The sequence below is a fragment of the Novosphingobium beihaiense genome (assembly GCF_022832375.1).
Lineage (GTDB): Bacteria > Pseudomonadota > Alphaproteobacteria > Sphingomonadales > Sphingomonadaceae > Novosphingobium > Novosphingobium beihaiensis.
Genome location: NZ_JALHLG010000032.1, coordinates 1 through 26,738, shown reverse-complemented (window position 1 = coordinate 26,738; position 26,738 = coordinate 1). Strand labels below are relative to the sequence as shown.

General features: G+C 61.2%; 24 protein-coding genes. 13 read left to right on the top strand and 11 right to left on the bottom strand.

Annotated elements, in window-relative coordinates; genetic code table 11:
- Positions 1–69 precede the first annotated feature (69 nt).
- The 5 genes from MTR66_RS16225 (at position 70) to MTR66_RS16205 (ending at position 5,325) form a co-directional block, all read left to right on the top strand.
- Entirely contained in the window at positions 70–1,227 is a 1,158-nt protein-coding gene (locus MTR66_RS16225; protein WP_243922964.1) for a polysaccharide biosynthesis/export family protein, read from the top strand.
- A gap of 59 nt (positions 1,228–1,286) precedes the next feature.
- The gene (locus MTR66_RS16220) at positions 1,287–2,429 is read left to right on the top strand and encodes a hypothetical protein (RefSeq protein WP_243922962.1); all 1,143 of its coding nucleotides are present in this window, start codon (positions 1,287–1,289) and stop codon (positions 2,427–2,429) included.
- Positions 2,426–3,208: an ABC transporter permease gene (locus MTR66_RS16215; protein WP_243922960.1), complete on the top strand. Its 783-nt coding sequence runs from the start codon at positions 2,426–2,428 to the stop codon at positions 3,206–3,208. Before MTR66_RS16220 ends, MTR66_RS16215 begins: the two co-directional genes overlap by 4 nt.
- Entirely contained in the window at positions 3,205–3,870 is a 666-nt protein-coding gene (locus tag MTR66_RS16210; protein ID WP_243922958.1) for an ABC transporter ATP-binding protein, read from the top strand. The genes MTR66_RS16215 and MTR66_RS16210 overlap by 4 nt, the downstream gene beginning before the upstream one ends.
- Before the next feature lie 177 nt (positions 3,871–4,047).
- Positions 4,048–5,325 carry a glycoside hydrolase family 55 protein gene (locus MTR66_RS16205; protein ID WP_243922955.1) on the top strand — a complete coding sequence of 426 codons (1,278 nt, stop codon included), beginning with the start codon at positions 4,048–4,050 and terminating at the stop codon, positions 5,323–5,325.
- Positions 5,326–5,347: 22 nt separating this feature from the next.
- Here the strand turns inward: MTR66_RS16205 and MTR66_RS16200 are convergent, their stop codons facing one another.
- The 5 genes from MTR66_RS16200 to kdsA form a co-directional block, all read right to left on the bottom strand.
- On the bottom strand, positions 5,348–7,129 hold the full coding sequence (locus tag MTR66_RS16200) for a glycosyltransferase family 2 protein (protein WP_243922953.1): 1,782 nt from the start codon (positions 7,127–7,129) through the stop codon (positions 5,348–5,350).
- Between the two features lie 170 nt (positions 7,130–7,299).
- A complete protein-coding gene (gene glf / locus MTR66_RS16195; protein WP_243922951.1) occupies positions 7,300–8,421 on the bottom strand; it encodes a UDP-galactopyranose mutase in 1,122 nt (373 codons plus the stop codon).
- Between the two features lie 157 nt (positions 8,422–8,578).
- Positions 8,579–10,318, bottom strand: coding sequence for a glycosyltransferase (locus MTR66_RS16190; protein WP_243922949.1), 1,740 nt, complete (start codon positions 10,316–10,318; stop codon positions 8,579–8,581).
- A gap of 262 nt (positions 10,319–10,580) precedes the next feature.
- Positions 10,581–11,609 (bottom strand): phytanoyl-CoA dioxygenase family protein, encoded by a 1,029-nt coding sequence (locus MTR66_RS16185; protein WP_243922947.1) that lies wholly within the window; start codon positions 11,607–11,609, stop codon positions 10,581–10,583.
- 91 nt (positions 11,610–11,700) lie between these two features.
- Positions 11,701–12,528 carry a 3-deoxy-8-phosphooctulonate synthase gene (kdsA, locus tag MTR66_RS16180; RefSeq protein ID WP_243922945.1) on the bottom strand — a complete coding sequence of 276 codons (828 nt, stop codon included), beginning with the start codon at positions 12,526–12,528 and terminating at the stop codon, positions 11,701–11,703.
- A gap of 220 nt (positions 12,529–12,748) precedes the next feature.
- Here kdsA and MTR66_RS16175 point away from each other — a divergent pair, with 220 nt between their 5' ends.
- From MTR66_RS16175 to MTR66_RS16155, 5 genes are all read left to right on the top strand, one after another.
- Positions 12,749–13,750, top strand: coding sequence for a KpsF/GutQ family sugar-phosphate isomerase (locus tag MTR66_RS16175; protein ID WP_243922943.1), 1,002 nt, complete (start codon positions 12,749–12,751; stop codon positions 13,748–13,750).
- A 26-nt stretch (positions 13,751–13,776) separates the two neighbouring features.
- Positions 13,777–14,607, top strand: coding sequence for a 3-deoxy-manno-octulosonate cytidylyltransferase family protein (locus tag MTR66_RS16170; protein ID WP_243922941.1), 831 nt, complete (start codon positions 13,777–13,779; stop codon positions 14,605–14,607).
- 13 nt (positions 14,608–14,620) lie between these two features.
- Positions 14,621–15,220, top strand: coding sequence for a histidine phosphatase family protein (locus tag MTR66_RS16165; protein WP_243922939.1), 600 nt, complete (start codon positions 14,621–14,623; stop codon positions 15,218–15,220).
- A 110-nt stretch (positions 15,221–15,330) separates the two neighbouring features.
- The gene (locus MTR66_RS16160; RefSeq protein WP_327194519.1) at positions 15,331–16,851 is read left to right on the top strand and encodes a capsular polysaccharide export protein, LipB/KpsS family; all 1,521 of its coding nucleotides are present in this window, start codon (positions 15,331–15,333) and stop codon (positions 16,849–16,851) included.
- Positions 16,848–18,050 carry a glycosyltransferase family 4 protein gene (locus MTR66_RS16155; protein ID WP_243922935.1) on the top strand — a complete coding sequence of 401 codons (1,203 nt, stop codon included), beginning with the start codon at positions 16,848–16,850 and terminating at the stop codon, positions 18,048–18,050. Before MTR66_RS16160 ends, MTR66_RS16155 begins: the two co-directional genes overlap by 4 nt.
- Before the next feature lie 329 nt (positions 18,051–18,379).
- Here the strand turns inward: MTR66_RS16155 and MTR66_RS16150 are convergent, their stop codons facing one another.
- From MTR66_RS16150 to MTR66_RS16130, 5 genes are all read right to left on the bottom strand, one after another.
- Entirely contained in the window at positions 18,380–18,670 is a 291-nt protein-coding gene (locus MTR66_RS16150) for a type II toxin-antitoxin system RelE/ParE family toxin (protein ID WP_243922933.1), read from the bottom strand.
- Positions 18,658–18,936 carry a CopG family ribbon-helix-helix protein gene (locus MTR66_RS16145; RefSeq protein WP_243922931.1) on the bottom strand — a complete coding sequence of 93 codons (279 nt, stop codon included), beginning with the start codon at positions 18,934–18,936 and terminating at the stop codon, positions 18,658–18,660. The genes MTR66_RS16150 and MTR66_RS16145 overlap by 13 nt, the downstream gene beginning before the upstream one ends.
- A 71-nt stretch (positions 18,937–19,007) precedes the next feature.
- Positions 19,008–19,787, bottom strand: coding sequence for an aspartyl/asparaginyl beta-hydroxylase domain-containing protein (locus tag MTR66_RS16140; RefSeq protein ID WP_243922929.1), 780 nt, complete (start codon positions 19,785–19,787; stop codon positions 19,008–19,010).
- Between the two features lie 5 nt (positions 19,788–19,792).
- Complete coding sequence (locus tag MTR66_RS16135) at positions 19,793–20,296, bottom strand: sterol desaturase family protein (RefSeq protein ID WP_268740548.1); 504 nt, start codon at positions 20,294–20,296, stop codon at positions 19,793–19,795.
- A gap of 308 nt (positions 20,297–20,604) precedes the next feature.
- Positions 20,605–22,017 (bottom strand): LTA synthase family protein, encoded by a 1,413-nt coding sequence (locus tag MTR66_RS16130; protein WP_327194518.1) that lies wholly within the window; start codon positions 22,015–22,017, stop codon positions 20,605–20,607.
- Positions 22,018–22,385: 368 nt separating this feature from the next.
- Here MTR66_RS16130 and MTR66_RS16125 point away from each other — a divergent pair, with 368 nt between their 5' ends.
- Together MTR66_RS16125 and adh are read left to right on the top strand one after the other, a co-directional pair.
- Positions 22,386–23,606 (top strand): capsule biosynthesis protein, encoded by a 1,221-nt coding sequence (locus MTR66_RS16125; protein ID WP_456094039.1) that lies wholly within the window; start codon positions 22,386–22,388, stop codon positions 23,604–23,606.
- Positions 23,607–23,930: 324 nt separating this feature from the next.
- Positions 23,931–25,454: an aldehyde dehydrogenase gene (adh, locus tag MTR66_RS16120; RefSeq protein WP_243922924.1), complete on the top strand. Its 1,524-nt coding sequence runs from the start codon at positions 23,931–23,933 to the stop codon at positions 25,452–25,454.
- A gap of 91 nt (positions 25,455–25,545) precedes the next feature.
- On the opposite strand, the gene MTR66_RS16115 is transcribed toward adh, so the two are convergent.
- Positions 25,546–25,974: an EF-hand domain-containing protein gene (locus tag MTR66_RS16115; RefSeq protein WP_243922922.1), complete on the bottom strand. Its 429-nt coding sequence runs from the start codon at positions 25,972–25,974 to the stop codon at positions 25,546–25,548.
- A gap of 207 nt (positions 25,975–26,181) precedes the next feature.
- Between MTR66_RS16115 and MTR66_RS16110 the strand changes: the two genes are divergently transcribed.
- Positions 26,182–26,661, top strand: a complete 480-nt coding sequence (locus MTR66_RS16110; RefSeq protein ID WP_243922920.1) for a hypothetical protein — start codon at positions 26,182–26,184, stop codon at positions 26,659–26,661.
- Positions 26,662–26,738: the final 77 nt, after the last annotated feature.

Below are 26,738 nucleotides of genomic sequence, written 5' to 3'. Positions count from 1 at the left end.
TCGCAAGGGAAGGGAAGGCGGCTAGGTAGTCTTTTGCTGACAAGGACTGGTATCAGTGCGATTCTTCTCATGGGCATGTCGACAGCTCTCGCAGGCTGCGCAGGCAATATTGCCATGGGTGGGGATGGACCATCGCTTGGCCGGATCAAAAAAGTCGCGCGCGGTGATCATATCAATGGTCGCACAGCCCTGTTGCTTGGGATCAATTCCCAGATCGCTAAAAAATTAGCGGCTGCAACAGTTCCGGAGAGTTTCGGCACTACCTTTGGGGAGGGGCACCCCTACGGTTCGGTAATCGGGCCAGGCGACGTGCTGCAGGTGTCAATTTTTGAGGCCCCTCCCGCAGTGCTGTTCGCCTTTTCCGCCTCCTTAACGTCGGCGGCAGCCACGACCGGAGGGCAGCATGGTGTGGCGTTGCCGGAAATTGAAGTGGACCAGCAAGGGCGCATTGCTGTGCCGTTTGCAGGCAACATTCAGGTTTTAGGACTCACCCCGCAGCAAGCAGCAGCGCAGATCGTAGCCCGGCTTAAAGGAAAGGCGCACAATCCACAGGTGCTTGTTAGCCGCCGCGGCGAGGCTTCGGCGGTGACCGTGGTTGGGCAGGTGCGTGCCAGCATGCGAATGCCTTTGACCTCACGCGGAGAACGCGTGCTGGATGCTATCGCTGCAGCTGGCGGGCCCAGCGAACCAGTAGATAAGGTTAGTCTAGAAGTCACACGGGAAGGGCGTACTATACAAATGCCCATGAACCAAGTGATTAGCTCTCCTAAGGACAACATCTATTTGCGTCCAGGTGATGTTCTGACGGTCAGCTATCAGCCTCGAAGCTTTACTGTACTTGGTGCAACTGGGCGCAATGACGAGATCAAGTTTGAGGCCCGAGGAATTACCCTTGCTCAGGCATTAGGCCGCATCGGTGGCCTGCGTGACGACCGCGCCAATCCGGGCGGTTTGTTCGTGTTCCGTCTAGAGGACGCTCAGACTATGGCTGCGGTTTTGCCTGGTGCAGATCTTTCCGGTTTGACTGATGCCAGCGGCAAGGTTCCAGTGATCTACCGTGCAGACTTGCGTGATCCAGCGACCTTTTTCGCTGCGCAGCATTTTATGGTTCAGGATCAGGATATTGTTTATGTGACCAATGCACCTGTGGCCGATTTGCAAAAGTTTGTGAACATTATTGGAGCAGCAATCTACCCGCTGGTGACCGTACAAGCAGCGGGACTCTGATAATTGTCCTCTGACTCCCCCCTATCTGGCTTAGCTCAGGGTGATGATACTCTGACTGCGTGAAAAGAATTGCGATGCAGAGTATGTATAAGGTTTTTTTGAAGAAATTTTCCGGAGTAGGAGTTCTTTTTCACTTCTGTGTCTCACTGCCCACGATTCTGGCAATCGTCTACTTTGGTTTTTTTGCAAGTGACGTTTACATCTCGGAATCGCGATTTGTTGTCCGCAGTCCTAACAAATCTGAGGCGAGCAATTTTGGTGTTTTGCTTAAGTCTGTTGGCTATTCTAGTTCTGGCGAAGAAATATACGCGGCAAACGATTACCTTCAGTCTCGAGATGCATTGCGAGATATAGACCGTAATGGGGTTGTTGAGAAGGCTTATAGCTCACCCCGAATATCATTGTTCAATCGCTTCAATCCGCTGGGTTTTGATGGTTCTTTCGAGGCGCTATATCAGTATTTCTCCAATAAGGTGTCTGTTCGCAATGAGACATCTACATCGATCACCACATTGCAGGTGAGAGCCTACACGGCCCGCGATGCCAAAGTATTTAACGAGGCGTTGCTAAGTAGAGCCGAAGAGCTGGTTAACCACCTCAATACGCGCGCGCAGACGGATCTTGTCGCCTCGGCATCCAAAGAAGTTAAACGTGCGCGCAATCTGGTGGCCCAGACATCGCGCGCGCTGGCGCGCTACCGGGACAATGCAAAGCTTGTAGATCCTGAAAAACAGGCAGGCCTCCAATTACAAATGGTTTCCAAGTTACAGGACGAATTGATTGCTGCCCGCATCCAGCGAGACCAAATTCGTGCTTTAGCAAGTGATAGTTCTGAACTTGGGGCGCTCGATGCACGTATTGCTGGGCTTAAAAAGTCGATCGCCGTCGAAACGGCCAAAGCAGCTGGCGGCGATGGGAATGGCAGCTCGCTTTCGCATGCGGCGGTAGAATACCAACGTTTGCAGTTAGACCAGAAGTTCGCTGACAAGCAGTTGGCCGCTACATTGAGTGCACTTGAGGAAGCGCGTCTCGATGCACGGCGCCAGCAGGCTTACGTTGAGCGTATCGTGCAGCCAGGTCTTCCTGATGACGCGCTGGAGCCGCATCGGCTACGGGGTATTTTCGCGACGCTGATCATGGGGTTGATGGCGTGGGGCATTCTCTCCATGCTGCTTGCCAGCGTGAGGGACCATATGGAATGAGCTTAATCAGCTCCACACGCGTTCAGGGCAGGGTGATTCACGCCCTGCTCATGCGAGAGGTGTTGACCCGTTACGGACGCCACAACATTGGCTTTCTGTGGTTATTCGTGGAGCCGATGATGTTCACGGTTGGCGTGGCTGCGCTGTGGTCGGCATTCCATGCTGTCCATGGCTCTTCACTTCCAATTGTTGCTTTTGCCGTCACGGGTTATTCTAGTATTCTGCTGTGGCGCAATATGGGGTTTCGTACAATCGGTGCGATCGAGCCTAACCTTTCTTTATTGTACCACCGCAATATTAAGCCGATTGATATCTATATGTCGCGCTTGCTTCTCGAGATTATTGGCGCAACAGCATCTTTCGTAGTTGTATCATTTATTTTCGGCATGGTATCGGACGATATAACTTGGCCCGAGAACCTTGCGGAAGTCATTGCCGGTTGGGGGCTGCTTGCATGGTTCGGGGTAGGTCTTGCAACCCTTGCAGGGGCCCTTTCTGAAGAGCACGAATTCGTTGAGAAGCTGTGGCATCCAGCGCAGTATCTGCTGGTACCGCTATCCGGGGCGGCATTCCAAGTAGATGCTCTACCAACAGCGTTACAGAAGCTGGCGCTCTACCTGCCGATGGTCAATGGAGTGGAGATTGTACGTGAGGGGTTCTTCGGTTCGAAGTTTCACGCCCATTATGATGTCGGCTATTTAGTTACCGTAAATACGGTGTTGACAGTGTTAGGGCTGGCGCAATTGCGTAAGATCGCGAGGGAGATCACCCCGGAATGACGCCAGGTCCGATCATTCTTGAGAATATCACGAAAATTTATCGCACGCGTGTAGGGCCACACCGTGTGTTGGATAATGTCTCATTGACGATCCAGCCAGGCGACAAGATCGGCGTGCTCGGCCCTAACGGCGCTGGCAAATCGACACTGGTGCGAATCGTCAGTGGAGCTGAAGAGCCGACGCGTGGCAAGATTACGCGGGGAATGAGCATATCGTGGCCGATGGGCTTCGTGGGCGGTTTCCAATCAAGCTTGACTGGATATGATAACTTCAAGTTCATCTGTCGTGTTTATGGGGAAAACGCCAAAGAGCTTTATCCTTTCGTTCAAGATTTTTCTGAATTGGGCCATTTTCTTCGAGAGCCAGTTCGGAGTTATTCCTCAGGCATGCGGGCAAGGCTCGCTTTCGCAATTTCCATGGCGATCGACTTTGACTGCTTGATTATTGACGAGGTCATCGCCGTCGGAGACAAGCACTTTCAGGAAAAAAGTCGCACCGAACTTCTGGAGCGGCGCAAGCACAAGACGATGGTGATCATCACGCACGAGATGCATTTCATCCGAGAAAACTGCAATCTGGTCTATGTCGTACGTGGAGGCGAACTCCATCGTTTCGAGGATATAGAGGAAGGCATTTGCTTCCATGAGAGTGCCTTCGGCTGAGATGTCTAAGACGGATCGCTATCTTCTGAATGGCGATCCGTCCGAAACTATCGGACAGGAAAGTAGCTTCTTCTAGGGGGGTAACTGTCAGAAGGATCAGGATCTTCTCGACCAAGGCCTTTCTGCAAATGTGGAGCCGCTATGCTAAGGACTGCTCACCTTCTGATTGCCTGTTTGATGATAGTGCCTGCTGTTTCTGCCGTTGCAGAGGATCGTAGTGGGGAGGTAGCCACTCGTCCGTCGTCTGTAGCTACCGCCTCTGCGGCGATAGTCGACATTTCCGATTACGGGGCGGATAACAAGGGGCTTAAGGATAGCGCACCTGCTCTGGCACGCGCCATTGAAGCAGCCGGAGCAGGCGGTGAAATTGTGATTCCCGCTGGCCAGTATAAACTTTCGCGTAATCCTCTGCAGAACGTACCGAGATCGATCAGTATTCGCAGTTCATCGTATGCTACCTTTGCTGGGCCAGGTGCGGAGGGGTTGGATGGTTTCAATCATACCCTGACCAACGGATACAACACCAGTGCAGGCCCTTGGCAGATTTGGCGTGATCTGCCGCACCCCCAAGGCAGGGCGAACACCACCCAAGGCTGGGCGCAGGAACTGATAGGCCCCGCACATGGAGCAGCGTCACAAGTTCTCGGATACATGGGGGCCGACAGCAATGGAAATACCGATGGGGGCAACATCCAAGAAGTGCTCAATCTGGTCCAGAACGTCCATGCTGCGGACCGGATCGGAGCGGGTATTTACAAGCCCTTCGAGATAGACCTCAATGTGGATGTGTCTTCTGCTGATGCCAAGGTTGCAGGTGGTGGAGCAGGTCTCATCGGTATGTTATTGACTGGCGGAGGCGCAGGCGGGCCATACCAAGGTTCTGGAATGCAGGGCATTCTACTCCAGCGCACCACCGGGGCATGGGGCAAGGGGGTGGTCATACAGAACGCGGCTGAGGGTTTGGTTGTTAATGCTGCGCACATTCCGGTGGACATTCAGACGACCTACTATGGCGCGCCGGGAGATCCAGCGTGCCCGCGTGATGCGCATCCAAAGGGGTGTCCAGTAGCTGCTGGTATCGTGTTCTCCAATTCGCCATCCTTTGCAGGGACGATCTTTGCCGGAGGACAATTGGCCAATGGCAATGATACGATTACGATCCGCCGTGCCAGTGACAATGCGCCTTCCGGCACTTTGCTACGCTTGCGCAATGCCGCAGATACTGCAGACCTTGCAAGCATCGATGCTCAGGGCGAGGTAACGGCACGTAGAGTTAAGATTGAAGGCAGCACTGTTGCTACCCTGCCGGCCTGCAATGAGGCGAGCGCTGGTTCCATGGCGTTTGTTACCGACTTGGCTGAGCCAATTATGCACTGGCGCCAGGAGATTAACCGCGGCGGCGGTCGGGAACGCAGCTTCATAGCTTGTGATGGAAAGGTCTGGCGGGCGAATTAACGCCGACCAGACCTCTTATATATTAATCGAAACTGGCGATCAGCTTGTTCCAGTACTCGCGCGAGATGATGTCGTCGTAGGCGTCAGCCCATTGAGGGCCTACTCGTCCGCACTCGCGAATGTAGCGCTTGATCACTTTGTTGAAGTGTTCGCTGATTTCGCCGTAAACATCCGGATTAAAGCCGAAGTAATGCAGCGAACCATTATCAGGATCAGTATACGCGAAATCAGACTGTAGCGGTATGCCGGTCCAGCTGATGTCCATGCGTTCCGGAAACACCACAAGGCGGCGAAATGGGCTGGACTTGAGCTGAGGCAGTTTGTGACCGTTGAAGGTCCGGCGCTGAACGAAGCGGTAAATCTTGCTTGCGGCGGTGCTTGGTGTGGCCGCCATGCGGCCTACCGGAAGGCGGTCCAGCTTGCGGTAATTCTGGTTGAACCGCTTGTACTGGGCCATAACCTGTTGGTGAACAGCGTCAAAATCTTCCGTACGGAAGGGCGCTGGGCCGTCCAAGAAGCGTTCTACCGCCATGCTCAAGAGATAGGCAGAACCATATTGGTTGGTGCTGATGAAGTTGCGGAAGCGAGCCTGCAACTGTTTTTCGACCCGCTTAAGTCGCTTGCTTAGTGCGCGTTGTGGTTTTGCCTTCTTGATATAACCTTCGTCGATCATCGAGCCGATCATTCGTGGCAGATGCCCACTGAGACGGATCAACTCGTTGCGGATATTATAGAAGGCGAACCAGCCTTCGACCTTAGCATAGTAGGGTTCGTGCCAAACTGCGATGCCTGGTACTGTCCAAGTCCGCCGACCGGCGATATCTGCGCGCACGCCGTAGTCGACGTCGTCGAGGTGGACGAAGATCGGGAGAGGCATGCCGTTGCGCAGGAATGCAGTCTTGCTGCCACCGAACAGCCACCACCCGTTGAAGTTGGTGTACATGTTGCGAGCCAGCGCGTTCTTGCCTTCGGGGGAATCAAGGCGCGAGGGGGGCATGCGCGCCTCCACCGTCTCAAAGCGATCAGCCCGCCAGTAGGCACTGGCATCGGCCAGTTTGAGCGGATCGTAGACGTCCATCTGCACACCGCCGATGAAGTCTTCTTCTTGCGCCTGGAAGCGGAAGATATTGAGCATGCGTGCGATCGACACTGCGTCGATATCTGCGTCGTCGTCGAGCAAGACGATGTGGCTCGTCGCATCAGTGTCCAACGCAATGTGGATGCCGCGTCCGAAACCGCCGGCGCCACCAACGTTCTTCTGCGCAATCACTTGGATGCGGTCAGTCGCGAGGCTAGCCTGCACTGTGAATGTACGCGCATTGTCAACGACGATTACACGCCAGTCTGAGGTTTCGGCATCAAGGATGCCGCTCAGAGTGGCAAGATTAGCCTGCAACTGGGCAACGCGGTTGAAGGTGCAGATGACGAAGGCCGGGCAGATCTCACGCAGCGGCGCTGCACCGATTTCCCATTCTGCCGCAAGTACTTCGACTGCGCCGAACAGCGGCGTCACCATGAAGCTCCAACGGCCTGCGCCGCTATCGGCCGTGACGAGGTTGAAGGGTATCGTGACCTCGTGCTCGTCCCGATAGGGATCGACTGTGGCGTCGGAGATCAGATAGTTGCCTGGGTAGCGGTAGACATCTTTACCACCGCCACTGTGCGCAGTTGCAACTACGCGGCGATGTCCGGTGTGGTCGGTATGCAGCAGGGCGATTTCGGCCGAACCTTTTATTTGCAGGCGCAGACGAAAATGCTCTTCTCTTGTCGCGCCGAAGACCTCGCGATCGTAAAGCGAACTCATCGCTCCATCGACGGTCAGGGGATGACCACCCAGCACTAGCGGGCAACCGTTAGCGATTGAGGGCGGCTTACCCTCGAAGTATAGGGGGAGGCGTACTTCGAGCGGCTGAAGGTTGATTGGGAAGAAGGGAGCGTAGACTGCTGGGGCACCCAAAGAATGCGGCATAGGTGTCAGGCCTCCACCGGGGAATATGCAGCGAGGTAGGCTTCGGCGACGTCCATCGCTCGGTCGATGGTCACGTCCATGTCGAGGTACTGATACGTGCCAAGGCGGCCGACGAATGTGACGTTCTTTTCCTGTGCTGCACGTGCTTCGTATTGTTCCAGGAGCTGGGTCTCGGCGACCATGCGGATCGGGTAGTACGGAACGTCATCCGGTCCACACAGACGGCTGTATTCGCGAAACACGATGGTCTTGTCGAAGCTATCGGCTTCCCATGGCGCAAAGTGTTTATGTTCCGAAATCCGGGTAAAGGGCACGCTTTCGTCGGGATAGTTGATGACGGCAGTGCCCTGATAGTCGCCTTCGGCGCGCTCGGGGACGAAATCCAGCGTGCGATAGCCCAAGCGGCCAAGGTCATAATTGAAATAGCGGTCGAGCGGCCCCGAGTAGAACGTGTGTGCGAAGTCCTCGGTCAGATCCTCGTGGCGTCCCCCCAGGCGGATTTCGATCTTCGGGTGGTCGAGAATGCTGGCGACAATCGCGGTGTAGCCGTCGCGTGGCATGCCTTGATAGGGATGGTTGAAATAATTGTCGTCGTAGTTGAAGCGCAGGGGCAGGCGCTTGAGGATTGAGGCGGGCAGTTCACTGGGTTCGCATCCCCACTGCTTGCGCGTATATCCCTTGAAGAAGGCTTCGTAGAGGTCATTGCCGACGAAGCGCAGCGCCTGTTCCTCGAAGGTCTGCGGTTCATCGATGTCCATGCGAGCTTTGGATTCGACGAATGCGCGCGCTTCGGCGGGGGAGAATGCCTCACCGAAGAACTGGTTTATGGTGTGCAGGTTAACGGGCAGCGAATAGATCTTGTTCGCTACGTTTGCTTTCACCCGGTTGACGTAGGGCATCATTACGCCGTGCTGGTTGATGAACTTCCAGACGCGTTCGATCCCGGTATGGAAGATATGCGGGCCGTACTTGTGGACCATCACACCGGTCTCAGAGTCGCGTTCAGTGTGGCAGTTGCCGGCGAGGTGATTGCGTTCATCCACAACCAAACTGGAGATGTCTTTTTCGGCGAGCATTCGCGCAATCACTGCGCCGGAGAAACCGGCACCTACAATACAAACACGCATGTGTCAGAAGCCCTGTCTGAAACTTGAAAGTGGCGCGAGGCCGAGGGAAAAGCCATCTAGAATGGTGGCTATGCGGATAAACGGCATAAGGTAATATCAAAGACTTGATACGAAACAATGACATATTTCGCATGTGCATTGTCCGGGTGGCATTCGGTTAATCCCCAGAATTCATGCTTGAAGTGGATTGGCGCGGAGATGGAAAGCCTTGGGGAACGTGTTGGTGAAAGTGTAGCACCATGCCAAAGAGGGCTTTGATGCAGCGCAGTGTTGCCCGGCGGCTTTCCGCAGGATTGCGCCGGTAGATGCGTGCGGTGCGGCCTTGAGTATCGCTTTCGATCACCAGTGCAGGACGGCGCGTGAAATCAGGACGCCAGATTGTGCCTGGAGCCAGGCGGTATGCCGTCGGTTTGCCGGTCGGGAGGCCGGTGAGGTCGAGTATCATGCGACCAACCATGCGCAGAGAACGCAGCAATCCTGAAGTATGCTGCGGTTTGAGTAATTGCGCCGTGGAGAGAAGGGTTTCGGCTGTGTCTATATCCTGGATTTGCATTGTCGAAGTTGTGGCAATCATCATCGCGTGGTCGCGGTGGCTCCAATTGGCCATTTTGGACGCTCCCATGTTAAAGGCGGCAATGCCCAGTGTCATCGCCTGGACACGATCGTAATCGTAGCGGAGCAGATGGTGGGCAAAGCCTCCGACCAGTTTGCTGATCGCGGCCAGTCTGCCGACACGGCGATGGCGCGCGTTAGCGAAAAGGCTGTTCCGGCGATCATAGAACATATGCCAGGGGGCCGATTTGTCCGCGAAGGGCATGTGCCATACTGCCAGCCCCGGCCAGCCCAACGTGGGCATACCGGCTCGCTTCAAGCGGTAGCCGAATTCGACGTCATCGCCGCGGATAAAACAAGGCATCGGCAGTCCGACCCAGTCGAGCGCCTGGAGGGGAAACGCAAAGCACCACCACCCGTTGAAGTCGGGACGATGTACGCGTGCGAGGAAGTCCACTCCTTCGGGCGTCGAGATGTCGCAACCCTCGGGTGGGGCAACGTGGCCGATTGCGAAACCGCCAGGTAGTAGCATGTCGCCCGCACTGAATAGGCGGTTGCGATGGTGATAGTCGAACATGGCGCCGCCAAGACACACTTCGGGGTGAGAGTAGGACAGGATTGCCGTTGTCCTCTCGATGATATCTTCGGGTAGATCGATGTCGTCGTCCATCAGCAGCACATGTGTGATGTCGCCAGCAGTTCGATGTTCCATCATGCCGCGCGTGAAGCCGCCAGCACCCCCACTGTTTTCTTGGTCGATCCAGCGTATCGCAGGGTTTTCCGGCAATTGATCTTTCAGCCGTGCTTCCAATCCAGGGGGGCCATGGTTGACGACGATAGCGCGGCCGCCCGCCATGCGTCCATGCAGCCGGGTAAGGTTGGCGACAAGAAACGGTTCGCGATTGAAGGTGGTGATGGTCAATCCGACGCATGGTGTACGCACTGCCGGTTGCGAGGTTTCCCATATGGCAGACAGAAGAGGTTCTGGATATGCGTCTTCGGGAACGACCTCCAGAAGCAGGTAGCTTTCATCCGCGCCGACAGCAGCAAGGGGGGTGGATAGCACTGCCTCAACATCGTTGCAGACAACGTCGCATAAGAGCGTCTCGGCGTCTGAACCATCGACCTGGCGACGGATCAGACGCAACCGTGCTGGGCCGCTCAAGTGGCAGCGAAGCGTGACGCTGTGCAACAGGGTGAAGCGCGACCAGTAGCTTTCAGGGAAGATGTCGAACAAGCCGTCGTATCGGATTGCTCCATCTTTGATCTGGCGTGGAAGCCTGGAAATCTGATGCAGGACAGTAGGCAGGGAATGGGTTGTCTGCTGGATGGCGGTATTTATCACAAGGGGGGCCAGGCTTTCTCTTAATATCTCCTGCCTTTGTGGGGGTAGGTATCGGATGAAGCTTTGGCAAGTAGGCGATATTGTGATTGCGGCCTTGCTTTTGTGTAGTGCGACGATCCGAGCATGGGCCTGTAATGGAGATAGTTACAACCGCACTCGGTCCACTTCCGCCAAAGTGATTTCATCCGGCCGCCGGTCATAGAGTTTGAGTGGAGCGGGTCTGCGGAGATAGCGGATATGGCCATCTCAAGAACACCGCCTTTTACTTTTGCACGTCCTCTATCGACCTGCGAACGCCAACCGGTTTCCAGGGCTGGCCGATGCGCTTTTCCAGTTTGTCGCGCAGGGCCCAGAGCCAGTTCACCCGGCGCTCGGCAAGGCCTGGCAGGCTGAGCAGGTCTCCGCCGAGCCAGGGCAGGAAGGGGTTGCGGCGGGCGTAGGACCAGATCTCCACGCGTTCGCTTGGGCGGGCCGATGCGCCGCGTGCGTGGAAGCCTACCGTATCGGCCACGACCAGGGTATTGCCTGGCACGGCCAGCGCTTCGGGTGCGGGCAGGTTCATGGATGTCCGCTCGGCTTCGGTGACGCGGGGCGAACCGCGGGCGGAGAGCCGGTCTATGGTGTGGGGGTCGGCCTGCGCACGGCGGTGTTCCCAGGCGAGGCGTTCGGGCGTGAAGCGGTGCGAACCGCGCACGTAAGTGAAGGGTCCCTCGTCCCCGGCCACCGGGTTGAGGAACAGCCAGGCCTTCAGCGAGGAATGGAAGCTGTCGGCATGGATCGTCTCTTGCGGGTCCGCCTCGTTGCTGCCGTCATGACTGACGATGGTCTGGATATAGTGCAGCGGCGTGGTGCGGAAGCTGGCGGCATAGTGGAACAATGCCACGATATCCTTGCGTTCCAGCAGGGTGCGCAAGGCCGGGATCGCGGCGAGCATGGCCGGATCGATCGCCATGCGCCGGGTTATAGCGTCACCCTGGCGCATCTCGCGCGCGGGCCCTTCGTAGGCGAGAAGCGCCCTGCGCAGGGTGGGAAACTGCTCGGGCGGAACCACGTTCGGGATCATGACGAAGCCGTCGCGATCGAACGCGGCGCGCCATTCGGGCCTGACCTTGTGAGCGAGGCGGCGGCGGCGCCAGGCGCACAGGCTTGCGGCGAGCTTCACCCGCTTCACATGCAGCCCGCGCGCATTGAGGCGGCGCGATCCGATCAGCGGATTGTCGAGAAAGCTCTTGGCCCCGGTCAGCAGTTGCAGGGCCCAGAGAGGGCTGAGCAGAACCTTTTTTATCGTCATGTTCGCAGCGCCATATGCATAATATTATGGTGTGTCAGTCTACTGCCTGGGGCAATCGCGAAAGCGCAGACGTGTGCCGGGCTTGCGGCAGCTAGGCTTTCACGGCCGCGTCGATCGCCAGAAGCTTTGTCCAGAGCGCCTCGAACTGGTCGAGCGGCAGGGCGTTCGGACCGTCCGAGAGGGCCTTGTCCGGATCGGGGTGGGTTTCCATGAAGACGCCCGCCACGCCTGCGGCAACGGCCGCGCGCGCCAGCAGCGGAACGTATTCGCGCTGGCCGCCGGAGCGCTCGCCGAGCCCGCCGGGCTGCTGCACGGAATGGGTGGCATCGAACACCACCGGGCAGCCTGTTTCGGCCATGATCGAGAGGCCGCGCATGTCGGAGACCAGCGTGTTGTAGCCGAACGAGGTGCCGCGCTCGCACAGCAGGAACGCGTCGGGATCGTGACCGGCCGCGCTGGCGGCGTTGCGGGCCTTGGCGACCACCTGCTTCATGTCGGCGGGCGCCATGAACTGGGCCTTCTTGATGTTCACCGGCTTGCCGGAGGCGGCCACGGCGGCGATGAAGTCGGTCTGGCGGGCAAGAAACGCCGGGGTCTGCAACATGTCCGCCACTTGCGCCACAGCGGGAACCTGGGCTGGTTCGTGGACATCGGTAAGGACAGGCAGGCCGGTTTCGCTGCGAACCTTTTCAAGAATGCGCAGGCCTTCTTCCATGCCGAGCCCCCGGAAGGACTTGTCCGAACTGCGGTTCGCTTTGTCGAAAGAGCTCTTGAAAATGAGAAATATCTGGAGACGGTCCGCGATCCCGGCGAGGGTTTCGGCGATGGACAGCGTCAGCGCTTCGCTCTCGATGGCACAGGGGCCGGCAATGGCAAAAAGGGATGTGGCAGAGGTGATCGTATGTCCGCAAAGGATCATGATTTAAGGCCCGATTAGCAGGAAGGCAGAGAGATGAAGCCTGCGCCCTTAGTTAATGTGTTGAAGTTGTTCTATCTATTTTATCTATTTTTGGATTTACGCGCAGGGCGTTATCGCGCAAAGGCGGAGACCGCTGAGCCCCTTGGCCAGTCTGAATGACGGACTGGGGCAGGTGCCGTTTCACTTGGCTGCAAATTGATCTTGTAAGTATCCAGGCCCTATGATTGATGACGATATGAACAGTGTACTTTCCCAGGCACGCCATTCCGCTTCCGCACTCAAGACATTGAAGATTGAACTGGATGCGCTGAATGCGCTACGCACCGCCTTGGAAACCACCGGACTTCGCGAAGAGGTGGACCGTGCGATCCAAGCCCTCGCGGCGACGCCAGGGCGAGTGATCGTGACCGGCATGGGCAAGAGCGGGCATATTGCGCGCAAGATCGCCGCAACCATGCGTTCGACGGGCACTTCTGCGCTCTATCTTCATCCCGGTGAAGCCAGCCATGGGGATCTTGGCGTCATTACCAAGCAGGACGTCGTGCTGGCCATTACATGGTCGGGTGAGACGGCCGAGCTGGGCGACATTCTGCATTATTGCAACAGATATGGCGTGACGCTGATTGTCGCGACTTCGCATCCGGACAGCACGGCGGGCCGCGCGGCGGATATCTGCCTGGCCATGCCTCCTGTGCGTGAGGCCTGCCCGAATGCGCTGGCACCGACCTCCTCCACCACGCTGCAACTGGTGCTGGGCGATGCGCTGGCGGTGGCGCTGATTGAGGCTCGGGGCTTCTCGTCTTCCGATTTTTATGTGTTTCATCCCGGCGGCAAGCTCGGCTCGCAGCTAGTGACGGTGGGCGAGATCATGGGAGTTGGCGAGGCTATTCCGCGCGTCGGGCGCGATGCCTCGCTGACCAGCGCGACACTGGAAATGAGCCATAAGCGCTATGGCTGCACCGCCGTGGTTGACGAGGACGAGAGGCTGGTCGGTGCCTTCACCGATGGCGATCTGCGGCGCTGCATTGCCGTCCATGACTTGAACGACAACATCGGCCTGCACATGTCGCCGAACCCGCTGACGGTCCTGCCCGAAACGCTGGCGTCCGAGGCGCTGCACATTCTCAACGAGAACGCCATATCGGTGCTGTTCGTCGAGCAGGACGGCAAGCTGGCGGGAATCATCCATATGCACGATATCGTGCGCGCCGGGGTGGCCTGAGCGCGGGCCCACGGCAGGAACCGCGAATGACGCCCTCTTCTTCCGCCCTTATCGTCGTGCCCGCGCGGTATGGCTCGACCCGGCTGCCCGGCAAGCCGCTGCTGCCGATCGCCGGGCGCACGCTGCTCGAACGCGTCGTGGCGGTGGCCCGCGTGGCCGCAGGCCTTGCCGGGGACTGCGCGGTGGTGGTGGCGACTGACGACGAACGCATCCGCGACCATGCCGGTGAGATCGGGGCTGAGGCGGTAATGACGCCCGAGACGTGCGATTCCGGCTCCGCGCGCGCCTGTGCGGCGGCGCTGATGCGCGCGGAACAGACGGAAAAGCCGGGGCTGGTGATCAACCTGCAGGGCGATGCGCCGTTCGTGCCGCCGGAAGTCGTGGCCGGACTGGTGAGGACGCTACGCGAGGGAGCGGCGGACGTGGCCACGCCTGTCTACCGGCTCGACTGGGCGCGGCTCGATGCCTTGCGTGCGCACAAGCGGCAGGCGCCGTTCAGCGGGACCACTTGCGTACGGGCCGCCGATGGGCGGGCCTTGTGGTTCTCCAAGACGATCCTGCCCGCGATCCGGGGCGAAGCCAAGCTGCGCGAGGCAGGCCCGCTTTCCCCGGTGTGGCAGCACCTGGGCCTCTATGGCTATCGCATGGCGGCGCTCGAATGGTTCGGCGCGGCGCCGCAAGGGGCTTACGAGGTTCTGGAAGGGCTCGAACAGCTGCGCTTCCTCGAAGCGGGACGCACGATCGCGACGGTCGAGATCGATCCGCCCAGCCACGCCATGTCAGGCATCGACACGCCCGAGGACCTCGCGCTGGCGGAAGAAACGATCGCGCGGCTAGGCGATCCTTTCCCGGCCTGATAGCGCGCAGGCCATGTTTGTTATCGTCCGCCACGGCAACACGTTCGAGCGTGGAGAACCACCCCGCAGGATCGGCGTGCGCACCGATCTGCCGCTGACGGCGGCGGGGCACGCGCAGGCCGAAGCGCTGGGTGCGCATTTTGCCGCGCAGGGGATGGCGTTCGCGAAAGTTCTCGTCTCGCCGCTGGCGCGTACCCGGCAGACGGCGGAGGCGATCCTCAGGCATCTGCCCGGATCGCCCTCTCCGCTCCCCTGCGCATGGCTGCGTGAGATCGACCATGGGCCCGACGAGAACGCGGCCGAGGACGCCATCCTGGCCCGGATCGGGGCCGAGGCGCTGGCGGCCTGGGATGCGCAGGGGGTGGCCCCTCCGGGCTGGGAAGTCGATGCTGAGGCCCGGATCGCCGCGTGGCAGGCGCTGTTCGAGGAGGAAAAGGGCCCGGTGCTGCTGGTCACCAGCAATGGCGCGGCGCGCTTTGCGCTGCTGGCGGCAGGGCTCGTCCAAGGACAGGAGAGCCCTTCGGGCCTGAAGCTGCCGACCGGAGGCTACGGTGTGATCCATCGCGGCGAACGCGGTGGCCTGACGCTGGCCGAATGGGGCGTCAGGCCGTGACCCTCCTGCCCTTGCTCCGGGCGCCGCCGTTTGCCTGGGCCGATGCGGCAGTGTCCAGTCCAGCTGCGGCCACCCATATTCCCACAGATTGCGCCGCGTTGTTTGCTGCCGTGCGCACGGCCCGCGTGGGTGGGCGGTTCTGGGCCGATCCGGCGCATCTGGAGCAGCCCGCGGGCACCGTGCTGCGGCCGCAGGGTCTTTCGGAGATCCATGCGGCGCACGATGGGAACGCGGTCTGGATCGCACCGTCCACGGCGCGGGACTGGGCAGAGGCGCTGGCCGGGCGGGTCTGGTTCGGCGATGTCGATCCCTGGTCCGTGCTGCCCGGGGCGCAGCGGCTTGTCGCGCATGGCGACGACGAATGGGTGGCGCTGGCCCGCATCGCTGGTGTCCCCGTCGAGGTTCTTTCGCCCGGACGTTTCGGCGCGCCGGGAGAGGATGACGCGGCGCTTGACCGGCGCGCGGCCGAGGCGCTGTGCGGTGTGGTCTGGCGCGATCCCTTTACCGGCGGCCCCTCTACGTTCGAAGCTGTGGTGGAGCTGCTGGGCCTGTGGCGCGGCGCGCTGGATGCCAATCGTCCGATTGCCGCCGCTTGCGGCATGGCCTGGTGGAAACGCAAGGAAATCCGGCACTTTCTCTGGCATCCGGCACGGTCTTTCGCGCTTGTCTCTTCCTCTTCTCGCGCCTTGCGGATAGCCCGCAAGGCGGGGGGCAGCGTCGCCGTCTGGCCGTCGCGGGTTTCCCCGGCCCTGCTCACGCAAGCGCGCGCGCAAGGCGTGCCGCTGGTACGGGTGGAAGATGGTTTCGTGCGTTCGGTGGGGCTGGGGGTCGACCTTGTGCCGCCTTCTTCGGTCGTAGTAGACGCCTCAGGCATACACTTTGACCCGCGCGAGCCCAGCGATCTGGAAACGATCCTGAACACCGCGCAGATGCCGCCGAAGCTGCTTGAGCGCGCCGCAGCCCTTCGCGAGACGATCGTGCGCGCAGGCATCAGCAAATACGCCGCCGATACCGCGGCGCCGGTGCCTGAGCGCCGGTCCGGCAAACGCCTCGTCCTCGTCCCCGGGCAAGTGGAGGACGACATGTCGGTGCGCGCCGGCGGCGGGGGGCTCGCCTCCAACCTCGAACTGGTGCGCCGGGTTCGCGCGCTCGAACCCGAGGCCGAGATCTGGTTTCGCCCGCACCCCGATGTCGATGCCGGCCATCGCAAGGGCAAAGTGCCGGACGGCGAGATCCTCGCCCATGCGGACCGTATCGTGCGCGGCGGCGGCATGGCCCCGTTGCTCGACGTGGTGGATGCGGTCCATGTGCTCACTTCGCTGACGGGCTTCGAGGCCCTGATGCGCGGGCGCGAGGTGATCTGCCATGGCACGCCGTTCTATGCAGGATGGGGCCTGACCCGCGATCTGGGCGCAGTGCCGGCGCGGCGCACACGGCGGCTCTCGCGCGATGCGCTGGTCGCGGGCGTCCTGATCCTCTACCCGCGCTATCTCGACCCGGTAACCGCCCTGCCCTGTCCGCCCGAGGTGCTGGTCTCGCGCATGGCGAGTGCCACCGCCACCAACCGCCTCAAGTGGGCCGCCCCGCTGCGCCGCTGGCAGGGCAAGCTGATGAACGTGCTGCGCCGATGACCGTGATCCTCGATATTTCGCGCCTGATCTCGCGCCTGCGCTATTCGACGCCTTCGGGAGTGGACCGGGTGGAGATGGCTTATGCCCGGGGGCTTCTGGCGCATTATGGCGAGGATCTGGTCCTTGCCGCCGTCCATCCCATGGGGCGCTATGGCCGCCTGCCGCGCAAGGCGGCGCTGGCCTATCTCGACGAACTGGAGGAGCGCTGGGCCAGTGAAACCGACGCTCCGCGCCAGCGCTCGCTGGCCTCGGTCCTGCCGCAGCTCACGGCGCTTATGCCCACGGGCCGGGGTGTGACTTCCGCACGTGATGGAAAGGCCATCTATGTCCAGGCCTCGCCGCATCATCTGACGAATGCGGCCAAAGTGCAGCGTATCCTCGCGCGCGAGCAGGCCCGGTTCCTGTGCCTCGTCCACGACCTGATTCCGATCGAGTTTCCCGAATATGCCCGCCCATCGGGAGCCGCGCTGCACCGCAGGCGCATGGAGACGGTGGCAGCCGCCTGCGCCGCCAGCGGCGGCGCGGCGATCGTCAATTCCGCCGCGACGGGCCGCGCGCTGGCGCCGTGGCTGGCCCCGGAAACGAAGATCCACGTCGCCCTTCTGGGCACCGAGACCCTGCCGCCCGCCCCACCGGAGGCGGCCAGCGACGGGCGCCCCTATTTCGTATGTCTGGGCACGATCGAGCCGCGCAAGAACCACCTTCTCCTGCTCAACCTCTGGCGGCACATGGTCCAGAGCCTGCCGCCGCAGGACATGCCGCGCCTTGTCATCATCGGCCGCAGGGGCTGGGAGAACGAGCAGGTCGTCGACATGCTCGAACGCTGCCCTGCCCTTACTGGCCATGTCGAGGAACTGGGCGGCTGCCCCGACGCGCGGCTCTCGGCCCTGCTGCGCGGCGCGCGTGCGCTGGTCATGCCCTCATTCGCGGAAGGCTACGGGATGCCGGTGGCCGAAGCGCTCTCGCTCGGCGTGCCGGCGATCTGCAGCGACCTGCCCGCCTTGCGCGAAGTGGGCGGCACGGCGCCCGACTACCTCGACCCGCTCGACGGCCCGGGCTGGCAGGCCACGATCCTCGATCACGCCACCCGCGGCCCCCTCCACCGCGCCCAGCTTGCGCGCCTGCCGGGCTGGCACAACCCGAACTGGGCCGAACATATTGCCATCGTCGTGAAGGCGATCGAGGAGTTGCAGGGCTGAAGGCACTGTTCGGCCTTACGGCCGCACGCGCCCCTGGAAGATCGGGAAAATTTTCGAAATCCCGTATTTCTTCGCGTAGCCGTGAAGGTTTCAAGTCCCTTTCCCCATGCACACCCTACACGGCAGAGCCGTTGTTCTTTCTGCTTATATTTCAAACAGATATATCATTTCGGTACCCAAAAAATGTTTCGGCTGTCCGTTGGGATATATATTTTCATTGTATTTCAATATGTTGCGATTGAAATATTTTGCTGTCTACAAGGGGGGCGTTCCGGCAATCGTGCCCACATGGCCGAGCATGGGGAAATCCGGCTTGTGGGCGACAGGTGTCAGAACCCGGCCTCTTTCTGGTGCCGCACGGCCAGGATCACGATGCGGTCGCCATCGATGCGGTAGCGGGCGATATAGCCGCTGTTTCCGAAACCGATTGGCCATTCCCGAAAGTGCTCGGACATGCCGTCGATCAGGCGGCCCATGCGCGGGAAGGCGCCAAGGCCTTCCACGCCCCGCAGGATGGCCGCACCGGCCTTGTGGGCGGCTTCGGGGGCCTTGGGGCGCAGGAAGGCGCGCAAGCGCTCCAGATCGCGCAGCGCGGCCGGGGCGAAGATTACTTGTGGCATTGCGGCGGATCGGTTTCCTCGCCGCTTCCCCAGCTTGCCAGCCATGCGCCGACCTCGTCAGCGGTGGCGTGCTGGCCCGTTTCCCGGAATTCCTCCCAGGCCGCCTGCGTCTCGCGGCGCAGCGCCTCCCGCTTCTCCTCACGCTCGACATACTGGGCGATCGCCTCGCGCATGATCCAGTGCGCCGTGCGCTGGCGGCTTTGCGCAAGAGTGCGGATCCGCCCTTTCAGAGCGTCGTCGAGCTTGATCGATGTTGCCGTCGCCATGGGCCTGACCTCGTAGCAAAAGGTATTACCTGTTACTACTAGCACAGGATCGGGGTATTGGCCATGCCGCCTCAGGCCGGGGACTTGCCGCGCGTGCGGGCCTCCCGCTCGATGGCCTTGCGGATGTCCTGCACGAAGCGCGAATGGCGCACGGCGCCTAGGAAGACATTCTGGATCAGGTCGCCCCAGAACCGGCAGGGCCGCTTGATCTGGATGAGCAGGACATAGCGGTCGTCCCCGCTCTCGTTCCAGACTTCGTGATTGAACATGTCATCGAACAGGAAGGACTGCCCGTCTTCCCAATGCATAACGTGAAGGGTCTCGCCCTCCTCGATATGCATGCGGCACTTCTCGCGCTCGCGCGGGGCCTTGAGCGTCAGGTGGTAGGTGAGCATGCCCTTGGTCATGCCCCAGTGGCGCGGAATGTGGCCGCCCGCCTCCATCACCGAGAAGTTCGCGGTGACGAGCCCGGGCACATTCTCAATCAGCGCGGCGGTGACCGGCGCGCGCGCGGCATTGCCGGGCATGCGGTAGCCGTAACCCTTGAGGAAGAAGGCACGCCAGCGCCGGTCGGCGGCGATGCGCCCGTGATCGAAGGAGATATCGCCCAGCGAGGGAATGTCCTCGGCGCGGATGCGCACGGCTTCGTCGCGAATCGCTTCCCAGTGGCGTTCCAACTCGGCGATCCAGGGGAAGAAGGCCTTGTCCTGCACGGCCGCGTCCGGAACCCGCGAATTGCGCATGATTATCGCGTCGATTTTCGGGCGTAGATCTTTACCGATCTGGAACAGCGACTTGCCCACGAAGGGCACTTTCCAGCCCCGCGCATTAACGGTCTTCTGCCAGTTCACAAGCGTTACTCTTGGATGCCGTTCCGCTTGAGCGAGCGGATGCGCGAGCCGAACACACGGTCCCAGAACAGCGCCGAGATCGCGAAGTTGGCGTTCTCGTTGACGCAGTGGTGCCGCATGTGGTGGCGCTTGAACATCTTGCCGACCCGTGAATGCATCGTCCACTGGTGGCAGGCGAAGTGCACGGTATCGTAACACACGTAGCCGGTCATGAAACCCAGGAACAGCCAGGTTCCGTCCGCGCCCATGAGGGCGAGGAAGGCAAGCCAGATCAATCCGCCTACCGGCACGCTGACCGCCAGCGGCATCAGTCCGCGCATGGGATCGTTGGGGTTGGTATGGTGGTTGCCGTGGATCAGGTAGACGAACCATTTCACCGCGGGCCGTTCGCAATCCCAGTGAAACAGATAACGGTGCATAGCGTATTCAAAAAGAGTCCAAGCGAACAGACCGGCCGCGACCAGTTCGGCTACGAACAGCGGATGGAGAGGATGGTCTTTAATCCCCATCCAGCCAGCCCATGCGATCGACGGGAGTATGACAGCCCAGCTCAGCGCGAAAGTACGCGGTGAGATCAGCGTAAGCTTCTCCAGGCGCTTATTCTGAAACAACCTGATGTGTTGGGAACTGGGAACCGGATCTCGCATTGCCCGGGATTCTGGACAGTAGGCAGGCATTCCTGTCAAGCCGAAATACCTGTCAGCTTCAGGGTTTGCGACAAGATGCGATAAGATGTGTCTTTTCAACACCCAAGATAAAAAATGCCCTTCACACTATACGTAATGTTAATGATGTTTTCCGGCATGAAAAGTCTGCTCTATGGGGTGCCAGGGAAGACCTGTGCGCCCAGAACAGTGTCGAGCACGGCATGATGTAATTGTGCAGGCGTGAGGTCGATACGGCGATTGCCGCCGGGAACCACGCGCCCTTGCTCATCCATGCGTATCATCACGTAGGGCGTATGCCGTGCACCGCCCGGGACCGAGGCCCCGGGAATGCTCGGGCGATGATCGCCGAAGAACACCAGCAGGGCGGGGCGTCCCAGCGCGGCCAAGCGCTGCGCCAAGGCGGAGAGCATCGCGTCACCATGGCGCACGAGGCGCATATAGCCCTCGACAAGATCTGGATCGCCGCCGCCGCGCGCATCGGGCGCCCAGGGGCCGTGGTTTTCGATGGTCACTGCGTAGATCAGGCTTGGTTGTCTTGCAGCCACGGCAAGATCGAGGATCACGTCGGCCATTGCGGCGTCGGTAACGTAGCGGCCTTCGCCCGGCGCCGGAGGAGCAAAGCGCTCTTCGCCCACCAGTTCGGCGAACCCGCCCGCGGGCATGATTTCATGCCGCCCGTAGAACCGCATGTCGTGCGGGTGGGCAAACAGCGAGCGCCATCCCTCCAGGCGGGCGGGCAGTGCGTAACTCCCCTCGCCCAGGGCCGTCAGGAAGGGGTCGTAGCGCCGAAAGCCGAGTGCCGCTTCGTCGCGGCCGAACAAAACTCCATACTCGGTGCGCATGGTGTAGGCTCCGAAACCGCTGACTTCGAGGTTGCCCCATTGCATCGCGCGTGAACGCGCTTCTTCCAGGCCGGGCAGTGTCCGTGCAGGGTCGGCGAACAGTTCGGCCGGATCGGCGAAACTCTCGCACTGGATCATGACGACGAGTTCGGGAGGATCGGTGGGCGTGTGGCGTGCCGGCTCGGCGCAGAGCACAGGATCCCTCTCCGCCCGCCAGCGCCGCCAGTAGAGGAGGATCGTGGGGAGCAAGCCATGCCGGCGGGTGTCCGCCGCGGCATCGGGAGTGCGCGCCAGGGCCTTCCAAGGTGGCAGGAGCAACGACAGTGCGAGCACACCGAGCCCTCCCGCCATGACCGCGAGACCCGCCAGGCGCGCGCCCGGGGCCGAGTGCGATAGCCAGACAACCGTCCCCACCAGCACCGCGGCGGCGAGCGAGGCGAGCATGCGCTGCCACAGCCGCACCGCGGAAAGATAGAACTGGGGGTGACGAAAGACCGCGCCGATCAGGGCCAGATCGGAGAACAGCAAGGGCTCGCCCAGCATGGCATGCTTGGCATTGGAGGCCACCGTCAGCAGCGCCTGCCCAGCCAGCGCGAGCACCATCGCCACTACGCCGTTGCCGGTCAGTCCCAGAAACAGGCCATAGAGCGCCGCCGCCATAGAGGCGAGCAGCCACAGGCCTTGCCAGGATCGCAGCCCGGCAGGAGAACGAGGGCGCACCAGAGCGTCCAACATGCCCGAACCGGCAAAAACACCAGCCATTGCCGCAGCGAATATCGGTCCATTGAAAGTCACTGTCGGGTCGTATCATCGCCTGTGTCGGGCCCGTGCGACGGGCAGCGGGGAGGCCTCATAGCGGCGATGGCCGGTACTGTCATCCAGCGTATGGTGCCGCGGACTTGCAGCAGGCCGCTTGCAGGACTAACGACCTGCAAGACATCCTTGGCATACGCCCGGCGGGCGTATCGCTTGCAGCCCGGTTGCCGGAGGGGGCTACGATGTTCTTACGGAGCTAGACGTTTTTGCGGATGCATGATTTTCGAACCGTGGCGGCAGATCAACTTCAGGACGGCTCACTGCATCGCTCTTTGAACAAGCCTCGCACCGTTCTCCTGCTGCAGGGGTTGATGGGGCCGTTGTTCCGGCGTCTGGGGCAAGAGCTGATCCGTGAGGGGCATACTGTCCACAAGGTCAATTTCAACGGCGGAGACCGGGTGTTCTGGCGCCTGCCGAACGGAATCGAGTACCGCGGCACGCTGGCCGAATGGCCTGCCTTCTTTACCCGGCTTCTGGCGGACAAGGGGATCACAGATGTCGTCCTGTTCGGCGATTGCCGCGACCACCACATGCCCGCGATCCGTATCTGCCGCGAGGCCAGCGTGCCGGTTCACGTCTTCGACGAAGGCTATATCCGTCCCGACTGGGTGACGCTGGAACTGGGCGGAGTTAATGGGCACTCCTCGCTGCCGCGCGATCCGGCTTGGTATCGTGAGATCGCCGCCGCTCTGCCCCCGGTCCCGCCGCACGCGCAGGTGCCCGCCTCGTTCCGCCGCCGCGCGCTGGAGGGGCTGATCTACAACGCGGCCGACGTGTTGACCCGCTGGCACTATCCGGGCTGGAGCAATCACCGCCCCTGGCACCCGGTTGTTGAAGGCATGGGCTGGTGGCGCAAGCTGCGCCGCCGCAAGGCGCGCGAGGCCTCCTCGGCGGGGCTGCTCAAACGGCTCGCCCGGGACGGCGGGCCCTATTACCTGTTTCCGCTCCAGCTCGATTCCGATGCGCAGATCCGCCTGCATTCACCTTTTGCCGGGATGCTGCCGGCGATCCAAATGGTCATCGCTTCGTTCGCTGCCCATGCGCCCGCAGGTACGCGCCTGGTGGTCAAGGAGCACCCGCTCGATAACGGCGTGCGCAACTGGGAGCAGGAAACCGCCGATCTGGCCGCGCGCTTCGGCGTCGCGGACCGCGTCGATTACCTGGCCTGGGGCGATATCGTGCCGGTAACGCGTGCTGCGCGCGGGATGGTTACGGTCAACAGCACCAGCGGCACTTTCGCGCTGGCTGCCAGAGTGCCCGTCGTAGTGCTGGGCCATGCGGTCTACGACGTTGCGGACCTGACCTGCCAGAACGGACTGGACGCTTTCTGGGGCGATCCCATCGCCCCGGACGAGGCAACCTTCGCGGCATTTCGCCGCGTGTTGATCGAGCGCTGCCTGATTCCGGGCGGTTTCTTCTCGGAAGAGGCGCTGGACAAAGTGGTGCGCCATGCTGTCGCCCGCCTCGAAGGCCGGCCGATTGCGCCAGAATGAGCGGCCATAAGGGAGCGAGTGGTGTTGATTCGCACTGCAGGTATGTCCGCTATGCCGACGGTTCCAGAACGTCGGCTTTCGGATTGAATCGGTGACAAGCTGCCGTTGAGAGCCGCACCGGATGTGTCCACGGCACTCCAGCCAGCTTGCCGGGCGGAACCGGACGCAGATGAAAGGTCAACGCTCCCGCCGCTCTGTCTCACCCCTGAGACAATCCGCCCTGTCACGGCGCCAGCCCCTCTCCCTTCATTGTAACGAATCGCGCATGTCCGTCTCACGGAAAGGCGGGCAGGAGGCCCGCTCCAAACGTGAGAGGATCACCCCATGGATCAGATGGTAGCCGAACGCGCCAGCACTCTGCAGGCGCCCTTCGCCAAGTCCTATGACAATTTCATCGGCGGCCGCTGGGTGGCACCCAGTGCGGGCCGTTATTTCGATAATGTCTCGCCGATTACCGGGAAGGCGGTCTGTCAGGTTGCGCGCTCGGATGCGGCCGATATCGAACTGGCGCTGGATGCCGCGCATGCCGCCAAGGGCGCCTGGGGCCGCGCCTCTCCGGCCGAGCGGTCGCTGGTGCTTACCCGAATCGCCGACCGCATGGAGGAGAACCTTGGCAAGCTGGCGCTCGCCGAGACCTGGGACAACGGCAAGCCGATCCGCGAGACCACTGCGGCCGACATTCCGCTGGCGATCGATCACTTCCGCTATTTCGCGGGCTGCATCCGCTCGCAGGAAGGCTCGATCTCGCAGATCGACAACGATACCGTGGGCTATCACTTCCATGAGCCGCTCGGCGTGGTCGGGCAGATCATTCCGTGGAACTTCCCGCTGCTGATGGCGGCCTGGAAGATTGCACCGGCGCTCGCGGCGGGCAATTGCGTGGTGCTCAAGCCTGCCGAGCAGACTCCGGCCTCGATCATGGTGCTGATGGAGCTGATCGCCGATCTGCTGCCGGACGGCGTGCTCAATGTGGTCAATGGCTTCGGCGTGGAGGCGGGCAAGCCGCTTGCTTCGTCCAAGCGCATCGCCAAGATCGCGTTCACCGGCGAGACCAGCACCGGCAAGCTGATCATGCAGTATGCCAGCGAGAACCTGATTCCCGTAACGCTGGAACTGGGCGGCAAGAGCCCCAACATCTTCTTCGCCGACGTGTGCAATGAGGATGACGATTTCCTCGACAAGGCGATCGAGGGCTTCGTGATGTTCGCGCTCAATCAGGGCGAGGTCTGCACCTGCCCCAGCCGCGCGCTGATCCAGGAATCGGTCTACGACAAGTTCATGGAAAAGGCGCTGAAGCGCGTCGCCGCGATCCGGCAGGGCAGCCCGCTCGACATGGAAACCATGATCGGCGCGCAGGCCAGCGAGGAACAGCAGAAGAAGATCCTGAGCTATCTCGATATCGGCCGCAGCGAAGGCGCCGAAGTGCTGATCGGCGGCGGCGCGGCGAAGCTGGAAGGCGATCTTGCGGGCGGTTTCTATGTGCAGCCGACCGTGTTCAAGGGCCACAACAAGATGCGCATCTTTCAGGAGGAGATCTTCGGCCCGGTGGTTTCGACGACCACTTTCAAGACGGTCGAGGACGCGCTGGAGATCGCCAACGATACGATGTTCGGCCTCGGCGCGGGTGTGTGGAGCCGCGATGCCAACACCTGTTACCGCGTCGGCCGCGCGATCGAGGCCGGGCGTGTGTGGACCAACTGCTACCACGCCTATCCCGCCCATGCGGCCTTTGGCGGCTACAAGGGATCGGGCATCGGGCGCGAGACGCACAAGATGATGCTCGATCACTATCAGCAGACCAAGAACCTGCTGGTCAGCTACAGCCCCAAGAAGCTCGGCTTCTTCTAAGGCTGATCTGCGCCCGGCGCGGGAGCTCTCTCCCTCACTCCAGCCTGCGCCGGGCGTTTTCCTTCACTTTTTGGGGAAGCGCGGCGCGTCTTCAGTTGCGCGCAGCCGCCAGTGCTGTCTTGAGTTCGGCTTCGGTCACGCGGCCGTCGTGATCGGCATCGGCCTTGTCGAACGCGGGGGCCGGGCCGGTGGTGAATTCGCGGCGGCTGATGCGGCCGTCCCGGTCGCTGTCGTAGGTGTCGCGCAGCTTGGTCAGCTTGTCGCCGTTCCAGCGGCCGCGCAGCAGGCCGGGCAGATCGTCCTGGCTGAAATAGCCATCGGAATTGCGGTCGAAACGGGGCCATTGGCCATCGCGATAGGCCGTCAGTTCGGCGCGGGTCACGGCGCCGTCATGATCGGTATCGGCGGCGCGCAGGCTTTCTATCGCCTTGCTGGCGGCTTCGGCCGTGGCGGCCTGCGCGATGGCGGGGATAAGCGCGGTCAGGGTAAGGCACAGTGCAAGAGTACGGGAAAATGCCATAGGGGGGCTCCGGCAATAGAGGTCTGGAGAGGGCATGTAGGCCCGGTTTTCTGACCGGAAGATGTATCGCGCGAAGCTGGCGCGAGCCTTGCGGCACCGGCCCGGGGTGGATGGAGCCGCCATCGCGGCAAGGCGAGTCCGCCTGTCTTGCCGCCCGGCAGGGCTCGGCGGTACAGCAAGGCGCCTTACCTAAGCTAAGGATTCAACGTGAAATTTCGTCTCATCGCAGGTGTCGCTCTGCCCGTCGCTCTGGCGGCTTCTCCTGCCGCCGCCCAGATCGTTGGCGAGGCCAACGTTGCCCGCTCCGAAGGTGACTGGGGCGCCGAGATCGCCGCCGGTGTGCCGGTGATCGAGGATGGCGGCTTTTCGATCACGCCCGGTGCGGGCGTATTCTTCCACCACCGCGATCACTCCGGTTACGAGAATATCGACTCGCAGTGCTTCAACGAGAATAGCGGCGACCGGGTCTCGGACGGCAAGTGCGACAATTCGGGCACCAAGATTTTCGGCAAGGTCGAAGCGGCCTATCGCTTGCCCGCTTCGCTGGCGCTGGGCGTGGGCGCCCGTTTCATCGGCGGCGATCTGCGGGCCTATGGCACTGTGGCCATGCCGGTGTTCCCGAATATCGACCTGAAAGGCAATATCGGCGATCACTACCTGGCTGCCGGTGTCAGGGCGCGTTTCTGAGGCTTTGGCGTAACTCCTCCCTGTTGGCGGAGCCAATGGGGAGGTGTCGCGCACGCAGTGCGTGACGGAGGGGTTAT